The sequence below is a fragment of the Crossiella sp. NPDC003009 genome, from assembly GCF_053591555.1.
In genome coordinates, this window is sequence record NZ_JBSFUA010000007.1 from 175643 (window position 1) to 188802 (window position 13160).

A 13160-nucleotide genomic window follows, 5' to 3' on the forward strand; every position below is an offset into this window, starting at 1 on the left:
CGCAGGGGCGGGCACGCGTGAGCCCGGCGACCGGGACCGGCCGCCGGGCGCGTTGGTCAGCGGGCGCTGGCCTCGGTGAGGCGCTGGACCTCGTCCTCGGCCAGCTCCAGGGTGGCGGCGGCCAGCAGGTCGGCGAGCTGGTCCAGGGTGCGGGCACTGGCGATCGGGGCGGCCACCGTGGGCTGGGCGGTCAGCCAGGCCAGGGCGACCGCGGCCACCGAGGTGTGGTGGGCGGCGGCGAGCTCGTCCAGCACCGCGAGCACGCGCAGGCCGCGTTCGTCTAGGTAGGCGCTCGCGCCGGCGGCGCGGGGGCTGTCCACCTCGACGCCGGGGCGGTATTTGCCGGTGAGGAAGCCCTTGGCCAGGCCCCAGTACGGCACCGCGGACAGGCCCTCGATCGCCACCAGCGCGGCCAGCTTGCCTTCGTAGCCCTCGCGTTCGACCAGGTTGTAGTGCGGCTGGAGGGCGACGTAGCTCGCCAGGTTCTCCCGCTTGCTGGTCTCCAGCGCCTCGGCCAGCCGGTCCGTGCCGTAGTTCGAGGCCGCCAGGTGGCGGACCTTGCCCGCCTTGACCAGCTCGTCGAAGGCGCCGAGGGTCTCGGCCAGCGGGACCTCGGTGTCGTCGATGTGGGCGTAGTACAGGTCGATGTGGTCGGTGCCCAGCCTGCGCAGGGAGTCCTCCGCGGCGACCTTGATGTTGGCCGCGGACAGGCCCTTGGCGGTGCTCAGCTGGCCGACCTTGGTCGCGATCACCAGGTCGTCGCGGCGGCCGCGCCTGGCCAGCCAGCGGCCGATGATCGTCTCGGACTCGCCGCCGGAGTTGCCCTCGGCCCAGGCCGGGTACACGTCCGCGGTGTCGATGAAGTTGCCGCCCGCGGCCGCGTAGGCGTCCAGCACCGCGAACGACTGCTGCTCGTCCGCGGTCCAACCGAACACGTTGCCACCGAGGCAAAGCGGGAAGACGTCCAGGTCACTCGTGCCGATTCTTGCCACGACTGAAACAAACGCCCTGCTAGGCAGGGACATTCCGAGTATTCGGGTGGACTTTTCGATTTGACAGCGCGGCCAGCACCAGGTCCACCGCCTGGGCCGCGTAATCGGCGGGCGGTCGCTCCTGGCGGAGCAGGACTCTGGTCCACACCGCGCCGGCCAGCAGGTCCACCACCAGTTTGGCGTCGGTGTCCGCGGGCAGCTCGCCGCGGGCGACCGCCCGCTCGAAGAGCACCAGCTCGCGGTCGAACCGGTCGGCGAAGAACTCGTGCGCCAGCCTGGCCAGCACCGGACGGCCGGCCGCGGCCAGCGCGGCGGTGACCACCGAGGCGCTCGGCTCGGTGGTCAGCAGCCGCAGCACGTGCCTGGTCAGCGCCAGCAGGTCGCCGCGCAGCGTGCCGGTGTCCGGCACCGGCAGCTCCAGCAGGGCCGAGTTCAGCAGCGCCGCGCCGAGCAGTGCGTCCTTGTCCGCCCACCAGCGGTAGATCGTGGTCTTGTGCACGCCGGAGCGGGCGGCCACGCCCTCCACGGTCAGGCCGTCGTACCCGTGCTCGGCCAGCAGCTCCAGCACCGCGGTGAAGATCGCCTCTGCCTGCCGGGGTCCGTCACCGGAGCGGCGCGCCGTGTCCACCATCATGCCTCGAACACTACGCGACGTTGCGTTGCGGGGCAGCCCGGCGTAGCGTGAAACGCAACGCGCCGTTGCGTTGCATTGGGCGGGAGGACGGACATGGCGGGCATGGAGTCGGGGCGGACGCCGATCGTGCTGGTGCACGGCATCCGGGTCAGCGGGACCATGTGGCAGGGCGTGCGGACCGAGCTCGGTGATCGGCCGGTGTCCGCCCCTGACCTGCCGGGACACGGCAGCCGTCGGGGTGAGCGGTTCACCGTGGCCGGGGCGGTGGCCGCGATCAGGGACGCCGTGGACGACCTCGGCGGGCAGGCGGTGCTGGTCGGGCACTCGATGGGCAGCTACCTGGCGCTGGCCGCGGTGGCCGAGCACCCCGAGCGGATCAGCGAGCTGGTGCTGGTCGGCGGCACCCTCAAGCTCACCCCCGGCCGGGTGCGGCCCTTCCGCCGGATCGCCGGCCTGCTGGGCAGCCTGCCCGACGGCGGGCTCTGGTTCACCCGGCGGATGGCGCGGCTGATGTTCGGCCGGGCGCAGGGCGAGGCGTTCGTGGCCGGCGGGGTCGCGCACGAGGCGGTGCCGGACGTGCTGGCCGGCCTGCTGAGCCGGGACCCGCTGGCCGACCTGCGCGGCTATCCCGGGCCGGTGCGGCTGGTCAACGGCAGGCGGGACCACTTCCGGGCCGAGGAGGAGGAGTTCCTGGCCGCCTGTCAGCGCGGGCGGCTGGACCTGGTGCCCAAGGCCGGGCACCTGCTGCCGCTGACCCATCCCCGCGCGCTGGCCGAGCTGCTCACTCCGGTGGCCAGCGCTTGATGAACTCCAGCAGCTCCTTGCCCTCGGCGGTGAGCTCCTTGCCCTTGCCCTTGCAGTCCGGGCAGACCGGGTGGGTGTTGGCGGTGCGGTGCGCGCGGGTGATCACCGTGTCGCCCTCGCGCAGCTCGATGTACTCCTGGAACGGGATGACCTCGGCGTCGGCGGCCTTGCTGGTGGCCAGCGCCCTGAGCTCCTCCCACTCCTCCTTGAGGTCGGCCAGCTTCTGCGCCACCGGGGCCGAGCGGACGAACTGCTGGGCCCGCCTGCGCAGCCGCAGCTCCTCCACGCTCAGTTCTTCCGCTCCCGGTTCGGTGTTCTTCCCGCTGCCCGAGCACCTGGGGCAGGGCACGTCCCAGCTCATCTCCACCTCCGGCGCACACGGCGCGACACGGGGTCACCACCGGTACCCGGAAGACTACCGAGAGTCGGCCATTCTCAAGATCGACCCACCGGGGGAACTTCCGGCTGGGGACTCCGTGTGACGGACACCGCTGTGCCGCCTCGTAGGATGGGCCCGCACAAGCGCCCATGAGGAGGACGGTTCGATGCCGATCGCTACCCCCGAGGTCTACGCGGAGATGCTGGACCGGGCCAAGGCGAACGAGTTCGCCTACCCGGCGATCAACGTGACCTCGTCGGAGACCCTCAACGCCGCGCTGCGGGGCTTCGCTGAAGCCGAGAGTGACGGGATCATCCAGGTCTCCACCGGCGGTGCCGAGTTCCTGTCCGGCACCAAGGTCAAGGACATGGTCACCGGCGCCACCGCGCTGGCCGAGTTCGCGCACGTGGTCGCGGCCAAGTACCCGGTGAACATCGCGCTGCACACCGACCACTGCCCCAAGGACAAGCTGGACGGCTTCGTCCGCCCGCTGATCGCGATCTCCGAGGAGCGCGTGGCCAGGGGCGAGAACCCGCTGTTCCAGTCGCACATGTGGGACGGCTCGGCGGTTCCGCTGGACGAGAACCTGGTCATCGCCACCGAACTGCTGGACCGCGCGGCCAAGGCCAAGATCATTCTTGAGATCGAGGTCGGCGTGGTCGGCGGCGAGGAGGACGGCGTCGACAACGAGATCAACGACAAGCTCTACACCACGCCAGAGGACTACCTGGCCACCGTGGAGGCCCTCGGCGTCGGCGAGAAGGGCCGCTACCTGCTGGCCGCGACCTTCGGCAACGTGCACGGCGTGTACAAGCCGGGCAACGTCAAGCTGCGCCCGGAGATCCTCAAGCAGGGCCAGGACGTGGTGACGGAGAAGCTCGGCCTCGCGGCCGGTTCCAAGCCCTTCGACCTGGTCTTCCACGGCGGCTCCGGCTCGCTGCTGGAGGAGATCCACCAGGCGGTGTCCTTCGGTGTGATCAAGATGAACATCGACACCGACACCCAGTACGCCTTCACCCGCCCGATCGCCGCGCACATGTTCAGCAACTACGACGGTGTGCTCAAGATCGACGGCGAGGTCGGCAACAAGAAGGTCTACGACCCGCGCAGCTACCTCAAGGCCGCTGAGCAGGGCATGGCCGCGCGCATCGCGCACGCCTGCGAGAACCTGAAGTCCGCCGGCCGCATGATCGCGGGCTGAGCGCGATGACCCAGTTCGGCAACCTGTTCGGCGGACCCCCGGACACCCTGCTGCCCGAGCGGCCCGAACCGCAGTCCCTGCTGGACAGCGGCAAGGACCCGTCCGAGGTGGCGCGGGAGTACCCGGACTTCAGCGCGGCCTGGGCGGCGCTGGCCGAGCGGGCGCTGGCCGCCGGTGACCCGGTCACCGCTTACGCCTACGCCCGCACCGGCTATCACCGCGGTCTCGACCAGCTCCGCCGCGCGGGCTGGAAGGGCCACGGCCCGGTGCCCTGGTCGCACGCGCCCAACCAGGGCTTCCTGCGGGCGCTGTCCGCGCTGGCCAAGGCCGCGGGCGAGATCGGCGAGACCGAGGAGTACGAGCGCTGCTCGAGCTTCCTCGCCGACTCCGACCCGGCCGCGCCAGCGGCGACCGGCCTGGCCTGATCACGACAACGGAGCGGACGTGCCCGGCAACGACTACGAGTTCCACACGCACTGGTCGGTGCCGGGCACGGTCGCCGAGGTGGCGGACGTCCTGTTCGATCCGACCGACCTGCCCCGCTGGTGGCCCTCGGTCTACATCGACGTGCGCAAGGGGGCCGAGGGCGACGAGCGCGGCATCGGCTCCGCCTTCGACCTCTACACCACCGGCTGGCTGCCCTACACGCTGCGCTGGCGGATGCGGGTGGACAGCCACGACCAGCCGCACACCTCCTCCTTCAGCGCCGCCGGAGACCTGATCGGCGGCGGACAGTGGCGGCTGAGCCAGCACGGCGACCGGGTCAGCGTCGACTTCCAGTGGCGGGTCCGCGCGGACAAGCCGCTGCTGCGCCTGGCCTCCCCGCTGCTCAAGCCGGTGTTCTCGGCCAACCACAACTGGGCCATGGCCAAGGGCCTGCGCAGCCTGGAGCTGGAACTGGCCCGCCGCCGCGCCAGCACCGACGCCGAGCGGGCCGCGATCAGCGCCCCGCCCGGACGCTCGGCCAGCGGCCCGGTGCTGGCCGGACTCGCCGCGCTCCTGGTGCTCGCGCTGCGGCGCAGGAGGCAGACTTAGCCGCGTGCACCGGGTACGCGAGGAGCTGAGCCGACGACTGCGGCGGTTGCGGCGAACCGCGTTGCCGATCCTGCACAGCGCGCTCAGCGCCGGCATCGCCTGGCTGATCGCCGCCGACCTGATCGGGCACGCCCGGCCGTTCTTCGCCCCGATCGCCGCGGTGATCTGCCTCGGCGTCTCCCTCGGCCAGCGGCTGCGCCGGGTGGCCGAGCTGGTGGCCGGGGTGAGCATCGGCATCGGCGTGGGCGACCTGCTGATCCTGCAGATCGGCTCGGGCACCTGGCAGATCATGCTGGTGGTGGCGCTGGCGCTGACCTCGGCGGTGCTGCTGGACAGCGGCACGGTGATCGCCATGCAGGCCGGGTCCTCCGCGGTGCTGGTGGCCACCCTGCTGCCACCCGGTGACTCCGGCGGCCTGGACCGGATGGTCGACGCGCTGGTCGGCGGCCTGGTCGGCCTCGCGGTGGCCGCGCTGCTGCCGGCCAACCCGCTGACCGTGGCGCACCGGCAGGGCAAGGTGCTGCTGGGTGAGCTGACCGCCGCGCTGCGCGGCGTGGCCGACGCGGTGACCAGCCGGGACCCGGTCAAGGCGGCCGCGGTGCTGAGCAGGGCGCGCAAGACCACCAAGGCGTTCGAGGACTTCCGCACCGCGCTGGACACCGGCAGCGAGATCGCCCGGATCGCGCCGATCCGCTGGCGAAGACGGGCCGACCTGGAGAGCTACCTGGCCGCCGCGGTGCCGCTGGACCACGCCATGCGCAACACCAGGGTGCTGGCCCGCCGCGCGCTGGCCGCGCTGCGGGACGAGGAACCGGCGCCGCTCGCGCTGGCCGCGGTGCTGACCAAGCTCGCCGACGCGGTGGAGCTGCTGCAGGCCGAGCTCGCCGAGGGAGAAGAGCCCCTCACCGCCCGCCAGCTGGCCCAGGAAGCCGCGAAACAGGCCAGCACGGCCCTGGCCGGCGAAGGCGGGTTCTCGGTGCGCGTGGTGGTCGCTCAGCTGCGCTCCATCGCGGTGGACCTGCTCCAGGCCACCGGGGTCAGCCGGGACGACGCGATCGCCGCGCTGCCGCCGCTCTAACCGTTCGGGCGATCGAGGACACCCGCCAGGGTGCGGTGCAGCGGCTCGTGGTCCTTGGCGTCGTGCAGGTGTGTGCTGCCGCCGGTGAGCCGGTACCACTCCTCCGCGCCCTCGTAGGTGACCAGCGTGGTCACCTCGCCCGCCGGATCGCAGCGGGTCAGCAGCTCGAGATCACCGGTGATCACGCCGACGTCGTCGGTCATCACGCCGCCGGGACCAGCCTTGAACAGGGTCCGCAGTTCCTCCACGACTCACCCTCCCTGGGGTCGCTCCTCGCGGCAACCTAGCGCCAACCACCGAAGTCGGCCATCCGCGAGGAGCGGGGTACCCGGGGTACCGGTGGTGAATCAGCAGCGGTTGAGCATGTCGTTCAGCGCGCCCTTCTCCGGCGCGGAGACGTTGAGGCCCCACGCGTGCTTGGCGCCGATCCACATCCGGGCGTAGGTGCAGTGGTAGGAGCCCAGCGGCGGTTTCCACAGGTCGGGGGTCTTGTCGCCCTTGGCCTGGTTGACGTGGTCGGTGACCGCGATCAGCTGCGAGTTCGTCAGGTCGTTGGCGAAGCGCTGACGTTTGTCCGTGGTCCAGCCGGCCGCGCCGGAACGCCAGGCGGCGGCCAGCGGCACGATGTGGTCGATGTCCACGTCGGCGGCCGCCGTCCAGGTCGCGCCGTCGTAGGGGCTGTGCCAGGAGCCCGAGGTGGCCGCGCAGCTGGCGTTGACCTGCACGTTGGTGCCGTCTCGCTTGAGCACCGTCTCCCGCGTGTTGCAGGCGCCGGAGATGGTGATCCAGTGCGGGAACTTCTCCCGCGAGTAACCGGTCATCGGACCCGGCGCGGCCACGGTCAGGCCGTTGAGCTGGGTACGGGCGGCGGTCGCGCTGGGGATGTTCGGCGGTGCCGCGCCAGCCGGGGTGGTCAGACCGACCGAGACAGCGGCGGTGATCAGCAGGGTGGTGAGCAGGGCCCGGATCTTGCGTGCGCCGTTCACTCCAACCTCCAGTGGTGGGGGTGATCACGTCTACGACATGACCGTCACCCACCGGAGTGACGAGCGCAACACGACAAGGTGACCTCCGGATGGCTCCCCGCCGTCCGCCGGATGTCAGCCGGATCGGACCAGCCGCAGGTCAGCGGTATGGCGGTACCAGGTCCACTTCTCCATCAGGCGGGCGTGAGGAACACCGTCTCGGAGTACCGTGGCGGGCTCGCAGGCCAGCTGCAGCGCGCGACCGGGCTGCACGATCGTGCGTCGCCCGAACAGGCCCCGCCGCCGCACCCGCACCACCAGGCCCTCGCCGCCCGCCGGGTCCGGGCTCACCTCCAGCCGGGTGGCCGCGCCCTTGAGCACATGCGTGTCGTCGCAGTAGGCCGAGCCCTTCACCGGGCTGATCAGCCCATGCCCGAGCAACACCCCGCCGACGTCGTCGCGCAGCAGCGGCACCCCCACCGGGCCGTCGCCACGCGCGACCCGCAACGCCGCGCCCAACTCGGTCGGCAAACCCCACAACCGGGCGATCCGACTAGCCGGATCGGCCGGCAGGTAACCCAGCGTGACCTCGCCGAGCCGGTCCTTGCGCAGGATCCGCAGCACCACCGCAGCGAGATCCGCGTCACTCCCGTGCACGAGCAGCCGGGCGCCGTCCAGCTCCGCCAACTCGGCCAGCAGGGGATCTACCACGTCTTTTGCCGGTAGCGCCGGTCCCGAACGGAGTGAAATGCCCTCACGTTCGGTCAACGACTGCAACTCTGCGTCGACGTGTGTGTTTCCGCAGGACAGGGCTAGTAAGTGCACGATCCGCTCCTGGTTTACCCTCAACCACCGGCATCAGCCTGTCAGAAGCCGGACCTCGGGGAGATCTCAATGCCTGCCATCGTCCTGATCGGCGCCCAGTGGGGCGATGAAGGCAAGGGCAAGGCCACCGACCTGCTCGGTGAGCGCGTCCAGTGGGTTGTCCGATACCAGGGCGGCAACAACGCGGGTCACACCGTGGTGCTGCCCGACGGCCAGGACTTCGCCCTGCACCTCATCCCCTCGGGCATCCTCACGCCCGGCGTCACCAACGTCATCGGCAACGGTGTCGTGGTCGACCCCGGCGTGCTGCTCGAGGAGCTCTCCGGCCTGGAGGACCGCAAGGTCGACACCTCCCGGCTGCTGATCTCCGCGGACGCGCACCTGATCATGCCGTACCACGTGGCCATCGACCGGGTCACCGAGCGCTACCTGGGCAAGGCCAAGATCGGCACCACCGGTCGCGGCATCGGCCCGGCCTACCAGGACAAGCTGGCCCGCGTCGGCGTCCGGGTGCAGGACCTGCTGGATGAGAAGATCCTCCGGCAGAAGGTCGAGGCCGCGCTGGACTTCAAGAACCAGGTGCTGGTCAAGGTCTACAACCGCCGCGGCCTGGACGCCAACCAGGTGGTGGACAGCGTGCTGGAGCACGGCGCCAAGTTCGCGCACCGGATCGCCGACACCCGGCTGCTGCTCAACCAGGCGCTGGAACGCGGCGAGACCGTGCTGCTGGAGGGCTCGCAGGGCACCCTGCTCGACGTCGACCACGGCACCTACCCGTTCGTCACCTCCTCGAACCCGACCTCCGGCGGCGCCGCGGTCGGCTCGGGCATCGGCCCCACCCGGATCACCACGGTGATCGGCATCCTCAAGGCCTACACCACCCGCGTGGGCTCCGGTCCGTTCCCGACCGAGCTGCACGACGAGATGGGCGAGCGGCTGCGCAAGACCGGCGGCGAGTTCGGCGTGACCACCGGCCGCTCCCGCCGCACCGGCTGGTTCGACGCGGTGATCGCCCGCTACGCCGCGCGGGTCAACGGCATCACCGACTACTTCCTGACCAAGCTGGACGTGCTCTCCGGGCACGACACCATCCCGGTCTGCGTGGCCTACGAGGTCGACGGTCAGCGCGTGGACGAGATGCCGATGACCCAGACCGACGTGCACCACGCCAAGCCGGTCTACGAGGAGCTGCCCGGCTGGTTCGAGGACATCAGCCACTGCCGCAGCTTCGAGGAGCTGCCGGCCAACGCACGGTCCTATGTGGAGCGTCTGGAGGAGCTCTCCGGCGCCCGCATGTCGGCCATCGGCGTCGGTCCCGGCCGCGACCAGACCATCGTGCGGCACGAGATGACTCCCTGACACAAGGCCGTCCCGGACACTGAGAGCCTGGCCGCGGCACCGTTGACACGATCACGGTGCCGCGGCCAGGCTCTTGTCATGACCCAGCGCACGGAGCTCGTCGCGCGGCTGCACGTCGATCTGCGACGGCACGCCAGCGCCCTCTGTCGCACGCGCTGATCTTCCTCGGTCTTCCCCCTTTTCTCCCCGTGTCCGGGAGCTCTCATGTCTGTGTCCACTGTGGACAAACGACGTCCTGGGCGGTGGGTCAGTCCGGTCGGCCTGGTGCTGCTGTGGCAGCTGGCCAGCAGCACCGGTCTGCTGCCGCCGGACAAGCTCGCCGCCCCGCTGACCGTGCTGGCCTCCGCCGCCGACCTGGTGCTCAGCGGTGAGCTGCTGACCGCGTTCGCGGTGTCCCTGCAACGGGTGCTGCTCGGCTTCGCGATCGGGCTGGCCGCCGGGCTGGGCCTGGGCCTGGTGGCCGGCCTGTACCGGTGGGGCGACGCGCTGCTCGACCCGCCGGTGCAGATGTTGCGCACCCTGCCCTTCCTCGGGCTGATCCCGTTGCTGATCCTGTGGTTCGGCATCGGCGAGGCGCCCAAGATCGCGCTGGTCGCGCTCGGCGTGACCTTCCCGATCTACCTCAACACGCACGCCGGGATCCGCGGCGTGGACCGGCGGCTGATCGAGGCCACCACGGTGCTCGGCTACACCCGGCGGGAGCGGATCCAACACGTGGTGCTGCCCTCGGCCCTGCCGCAGACCATGGTTGGGCTGCGCCAGGGGCTGAGCGTGGCCTGGCTGTCGCTGGTGATCGGCGAGCAGGTCAACGCGGACGCCGGGCTCGGCTACCTGATCAACAACGCCAGGGAGTTCCTGCGCACCGACGTGATCGTGGTCGGCCTGCTGGTCTACGCGCTGCTGGGCCTGGGCACCGACGCGCTGGTGCGGGCACTGGAGAGGAGGGCACTGGCATGGCGGCAGAGCGTGAGCACGGTGCACTGAGGGTCCGGCGGCTGCGCAAGGTCTTCGGCGAGCGGACGGTGCTGGACGAGGTGGACCTGGACCTCGCGCCGGGGGAGTTCGTCGGCCTGTTGGGGCGCAGCGGTTCCGGCAAGTCGACCCTGCTGCGGGTGCTGGCCGGGCTGGACGCCGGCTACACCGGCGAGGTGCGCACGCCGGGCACGGTCTCGGTGGCCTTCCAGGAGCCGAGGCTGCTGCCCTGGCGCAAGGTCGGCCAGAACGTCGCGCTCGGGCTGCGCCGGGCGGACGCCGCCGGAGCGGCCGCGCGGGCACTGGGCGAGGTGGGGCTGTCCGGGCACGCCGGCGCCTGGCCGCTGACCCTCTCCGGCGGTGAGGCGCAACGGGTCTCGCTGGCCCGCGCGCTGGTCAGGGAGCCGGAGCTGCTGTTGCTGGACGAGCCGTTCGGCGCGCTGGACGCGCTGACCCGGCTGGCCATGCACCGCCTGGTGCGCGAGCTGTGGCTGGCGCACCGGCCCTCGGTGCTGCTGGTCACCCACGACATCGACGAGGCGCTGCGCCTGGCCGACCGGATCCTGGTGCTCGCCGACGGCCGCATCGCGGCTGAGCACCGGACCGAGGGCGCGGACCTCGCACACCTGCGCGAGCTGGTGCTCGCCGACCTGGGAGTGATCGACCATGAACTGGCGCAGTGACTTCCGCGCCGCGGTGTTCGCCGCGGCCCTGCTGCTCTCCGGCTGCGCGCCGAGTGCGGCCGACACCGGTGAGCTGGTGCTCAAGGTCGGCGACCAGAAGGGCAACGCGCAGTCCCTGCTCAGTTCGGCCGGGCTGCTCAAGGACCTGCCCTACCGGATCGAGTGGTCCACCTTCACCAGCGGCCCGCCGCTGCTGGAGGCGGCCTCGGCCGGCGCCATCGACCTGGGCGGGGTCGGCAACACGCCACCGATCTTCGCCGCCGCGGCCAACGCGAAGATCACCGTGGTGGCCGCGGCCAAGGGCGATGCCACCAGCGATGCCATCCTGGTGCCCGAGAGCTCGCCGCTGACCGGGGCGAACGCCTTGCGCGGCAAGCAGATCGCGGTGGCCAAGGGCAGCTCGGCACACGGCTCGCTGCTGCTGGTGCTGCAACGGGCGGGGCTGTCCATCGCCGACGTCAAGCCGGTGTTCCTGGCCCCGGCCGAGGCCTTCGCCGCCTTCACCCAGAAACGGGTGGACGCCTGGGCGATCTGGGACCCGTACACCTCGCAGGCGTTGCTGGAGGCCGGGGCGCGGGTGCTGGTGGACGGCGCGGGCGTGGCCAACGGCTACAGCTTCCAGGTGGCCAGCCGCGCCGCACTGGACGGCCGGAAGACCGGCGCGATCAAGGACTACCTGTCCCGGCTGGCCAAGGCCCAGCGCTGGTCGGGCACCCACCGCGCGGAACGGGCCAAGGCCTGGGCGGCGGAAACCGGGCTGTCCCTGCCGGTGGCCGAGGCCGCGGTGGCCAGGGGCGTGGACCTCTACCAGCCGCTCACCCCGGAGGTGGTGGCCTCCGAACAGCAGCTCGCGGACGCCTTCACCGCGGCGAAGGTGTTGCCGGGCAAGGTGAACTTCGCCGAGTTCGTGGACAACCGGTTCGACGCCGACATCCAGGCCACTCTCCGCTGAGAAGAGCAGCGGCCTCGCCCGGTCTGGTGAACCGGGCGAGGCCGCTGTTCCGCGCTCAGCGCTTGAAGGTGCTGCGCGCCTCGATCGCGGTGTCCGGGTTGTCCGCGAACACCCCGTCCACGCCGGCCTTGAAGTAGGCCTCGTACTCGGCGAAAGCATTGCCGTGCACCGAAGGCGGGCCGGGCAGCCGCATGTTCGTCGGCAGGAAGTTGTTCTCGCTGCGGAAGGTGTACGGGTGCACCTGGAGGCCGTTCTTGTGCGCCTGGGGCACCAGCTGGGTCGGCGAGGTCAGGTTCCCGTCCTTGCCGCGCGGGATCACCATCTCCTTGTACGGCCCGATGCCCTTGGCGTACGAGGCGATCTCCTTGAGCCCCTGGGGCGTCACCAGGTCCGCGTAGGTGCGCTTGTCGCCGGCCGCGACGAAGTCGTACGGCGCGCCCTCGGCGTCCAGCAGCTGTACCAGCGGCACCCGCAGCTCGCGGCTGAGGTCCTTGAGGTTGGTCACCTCGAAGGACTGCACGAACACCCTGGCGTGCCGGTTGTTCAGGCCGTTCTTGGTCAGCGTGCGCACCAGCGGCGGTTCCAGCGGCAGCTTGATCGAGCGGAAGTAGGTGGGGTGCTTGGTCTCCGGGTACACCCCGATGTCCCGCCGCAGCTCCTTGGACAGCCGGGCGCGCAGGTCCAGCACCTCCTGGAAGGTGGGCACCTGGAACCGGCCGTTGTAGATCACGTTGTTCGGCCGGAACTGCGGGATGCGCTCCTTGGCCCGCAGCGTCTTCAGCTCGGCCAGGGTGAAGTCCTCGGTGAACCAGCCGGTGAGACTGGTGCCGTCGATCACCTTGGTGGCCTTGCGCGCGGCGAACTCCGGGCGGTCGGCGACATCGGTGGTGCCGCTGATCTCGTTCTCGTGCCGGGCGACCAGCACGCCGTCCTTGGTGGAGACCAGGTCCGGCTCGATGTAGTCCGCGCCCATCCGCGCGGCCAGCTCGTAGGAGGCCAGGGTGTGCTCGGGCCGGTAGCCCGAGGCGCCGCGGTGGCCGATGACCAGCAGCTTCTCCGGCTTCTTGCCGAATGACAGGTCGATGTTCACCTCCAGGGCGGTGGCCGGGGCGGCTGCCAGGGTGCTGCTGCCCAGCACGGCGAGTGCCATGACGGCGACGCCGGCGAGCTGAAGTGCCCGTAACGGATGAGACATCGTGCTGACCTCCTCGTTCAGTAAGCGCCACCTTCACCCGGGATGACGTCGTGCCGGACACCGTAGGGCTAAGCGGAGCCAACCGC

At 71.1% G+C, this 13160-nt stretch carries 17 protein-coding genes; 10 read left to right on the forward strand and 7 right to left on the reverse strand.

Annotated elements, in window-relative coordinates; translation table 11 throughout:
* Positions 1 to 56: 56 nt before the first annotated feature.
* On the reverse strand, positions 57 to 992 hold the full coding sequence (locus ACWDY5_RS10610; RefSeq protein ID WP_449722001.1) for an aldo/keto reductase: 936 nt from the start codon (positions 990 to 992) through the stop codon (positions 57 to 59).
* A 19-nt stretch (positions 993 to 1011) separates the two neighbouring features.
* Positions 1012 to 1626 (reverse strand): TetR/AcrR family transcriptional regulator, encoded by a 615-nt coding sequence (locus ACWDY5_RS10615; RefSeq protein WP_449722002.1) that lies wholly within the window; start codon positions 1624 to 1626, stop codon positions 1012 to 1014.
* 93 nt (positions 1627 to 1719) lie between these two features.
* On the opposite strand from ACWDY5_RS10615, the gene ACWDY5_RS10620 reads away from it, so the two are divergent.
* Complete coding sequence (locus ACWDY5_RS10620) at positions 1720 to 2430, forward strand: alpha/beta fold hydrolase (RefSeq protein ID WP_449722003.1); 711 nt, start codon at positions 1720 to 1722, stop codon at positions 2428 to 2430.
* Here ACWDY5_RS10620 and ACWDY5_RS10625 read toward each other — a convergent pair.
* On the reverse strand, positions 2408 to 2791 hold the full coding sequence (locus tag ACWDY5_RS10625) for a hypothetical protein (RefSeq protein WP_449722004.1): 384 nt from the start codon (positions 2789 to 2791) through the stop codon (positions 2408 to 2410). The two genes, ACWDY5_RS10620 and ACWDY5_RS10625, sit on opposite strands and share 23 nt — an antisense overlap.
* Positions 2792 to 2975: 184 nt before the next feature.
* On the opposite strand from ACWDY5_RS10625, the gene fbaA reads away from it, so the two are divergent.
* The 4 genes from fbaA to ACWDY5_RS10645 are packed head-to-tail and all read left to right on the forward strand — an operon-like array spanning position 2976 to position 6123.
* Positions 2976 to 4010 (forward strand): class II fructose-bisphosphate aldolase, encoded by a 1035-nt coding sequence (gene fbaA, locus ACWDY5_RS10630; protein ID WP_449722005.1) that lies wholly within the window; start codon positions 2976 to 2978, stop codon positions 4008 to 4010.
* Positions 4011 to 4015: 5 nt separating this feature from the next.
* Complete coding sequence (locus tag ACWDY5_RS10635) at positions 4016 to 4435, forward strand: DUF3151 domain-containing protein (RefSeq protein ID WP_252483711.1); 420 nt, start codon at positions 4016 to 4018, stop codon at positions 4433 to 4435.
* A gap of 19 nt (positions 4436 to 4454) precedes the next feature.
* On the forward strand, positions 4455 to 5045 hold the full coding sequence (locus ACWDY5_RS10640; RefSeq protein WP_449722006.1) for a hypothetical protein: 591 nt from the start codon (positions 4455 to 4457) through the stop codon (positions 5043 to 5045).
* Positions 5046 to 5049: 4 nt separating this feature from the next.
* On the forward strand, positions 5050 to 6123 hold the full coding sequence (locus ACWDY5_RS10645) for an FUSC family protein (RefSeq protein WP_283662193.1): 1074 nt from the start codon (positions 5050 to 5052) through the stop codon (positions 6121 to 6123).
* Here the strand turns inward: ACWDY5_RS10645 and ACWDY5_RS10650 are convergent.
* The 3 genes from ACWDY5_RS10650 to ACWDY5_RS10660 form a co-directional block, all read right to left on the reverse strand.
* Positions 6120 to 6371 carry a hypothetical protein gene (locus ACWDY5_RS10650; RefSeq protein WP_449722007.1) on the reverse strand — a complete coding sequence of 84 codons (252 nt, stop codon included), beginning with the start codon at positions 6369 to 6371 and terminating at the stop codon, positions 6120 to 6122. The two genes, ACWDY5_RS10645 and ACWDY5_RS10650, sit on opposite strands and share 4 nt — an antisense overlap.
* A gap of 99 nt (positions 6372 to 6470) precedes the next feature.
* Complete coding sequence (locus ACWDY5_RS10655) at positions 6471 to 7109, reverse strand: HNH endonuclease family protein (RefSeq protein ID WP_449722008.1); 639 nt, start codon at positions 7107 to 7109, stop codon at positions 6471 to 6473.
* 114 nt (positions 7110 to 7223) lie between these two features.
* Complete coding sequence (locus ACWDY5_RS10660; RefSeq protein WP_449722009.1) at positions 7224 to 7799, reverse strand: hypothetical protein; 576 nt, start codon at positions 7797 to 7799, stop codon at positions 7224 to 7226.
* 183 nt (positions 7800 to 7982) lie between these two features.
* Here ACWDY5_RS10660 and ACWDY5_RS10665 point away from each other — a divergent pair, with 183 nt between their 5' ends.
* The 5 genes from ACWDY5_RS10665 (at position 7983) to ACWDY5_RS10685 (ending at position 11879) form a co-directional block, all read left to right on the forward strand.
* A complete protein-coding gene (locus tag ACWDY5_RS10665; RefSeq protein ID WP_252483717.1) occupies positions 7983 to 9272 on the forward strand; it encodes an adenylosuccinate synthase in 1290 nt (429 codons plus the stop codon).
* Between the two features lie 78 nt (positions 9273 to 9350).
* Positions 9351 to 9431, forward strand: a complete 81-nt coding sequence (locus ACWDY5_RS10670; protein ID WP_374213188.1) for a putative leader peptide — start codon at positions 9351 to 9353, stop codon at positions 9429 to 9431.
* Between the two features lie 45 nt (positions 9432 to 9476).
* Positions 9477 to 10256, forward strand: a complete 780-nt coding sequence (locus ACWDY5_RS10675; RefSeq protein ID WP_449722010.1) for an ABC transporter permease — start codon at positions 9477 to 9479, stop codon at positions 10254 to 10256.
* Positions 10226 to 10927: an ABC transporter ATP-binding protein gene (locus tag ACWDY5_RS10680; protein WP_449722011.1), complete on the forward strand. Its 702-nt coding sequence runs from the start codon at positions 10226 to 10228 to the stop codon at positions 10925 to 10927. The genes ACWDY5_RS10675 and ACWDY5_RS10680 overlap by 31 nt, the downstream gene beginning before the upstream one ends.
* Positions 10911 to 11879, forward strand: a complete 969-nt coding sequence (locus tag ACWDY5_RS10685; protein ID WP_449722012.1) for an ABC transporter substrate-binding protein — start codon at positions 10911 to 10913, stop codon at positions 11877 to 11879. The genes ACWDY5_RS10680 and ACWDY5_RS10685 overlap by 17 nt, the downstream gene beginning before the upstream one ends.
* A gap of 55 nt (positions 11880 to 11934) precedes the next feature.
* Here ACWDY5_RS10685 and ACWDY5_RS10690 read toward each other — a convergent pair whose 3' ends face one another.
* Positions 11935 to 13074 carry a glycerophosphodiester phosphodiesterase gene (locus ACWDY5_RS10690; protein WP_449722013.1) on the reverse strand — a complete coding sequence of 380 codons (1140 nt, stop codon included), beginning with the start codon at positions 13072 to 13074 and terminating at the stop codon, positions 11935 to 11937.
* Between the last annotated feature and the right edge of the window lie 86 nt (positions 13075 to 13160).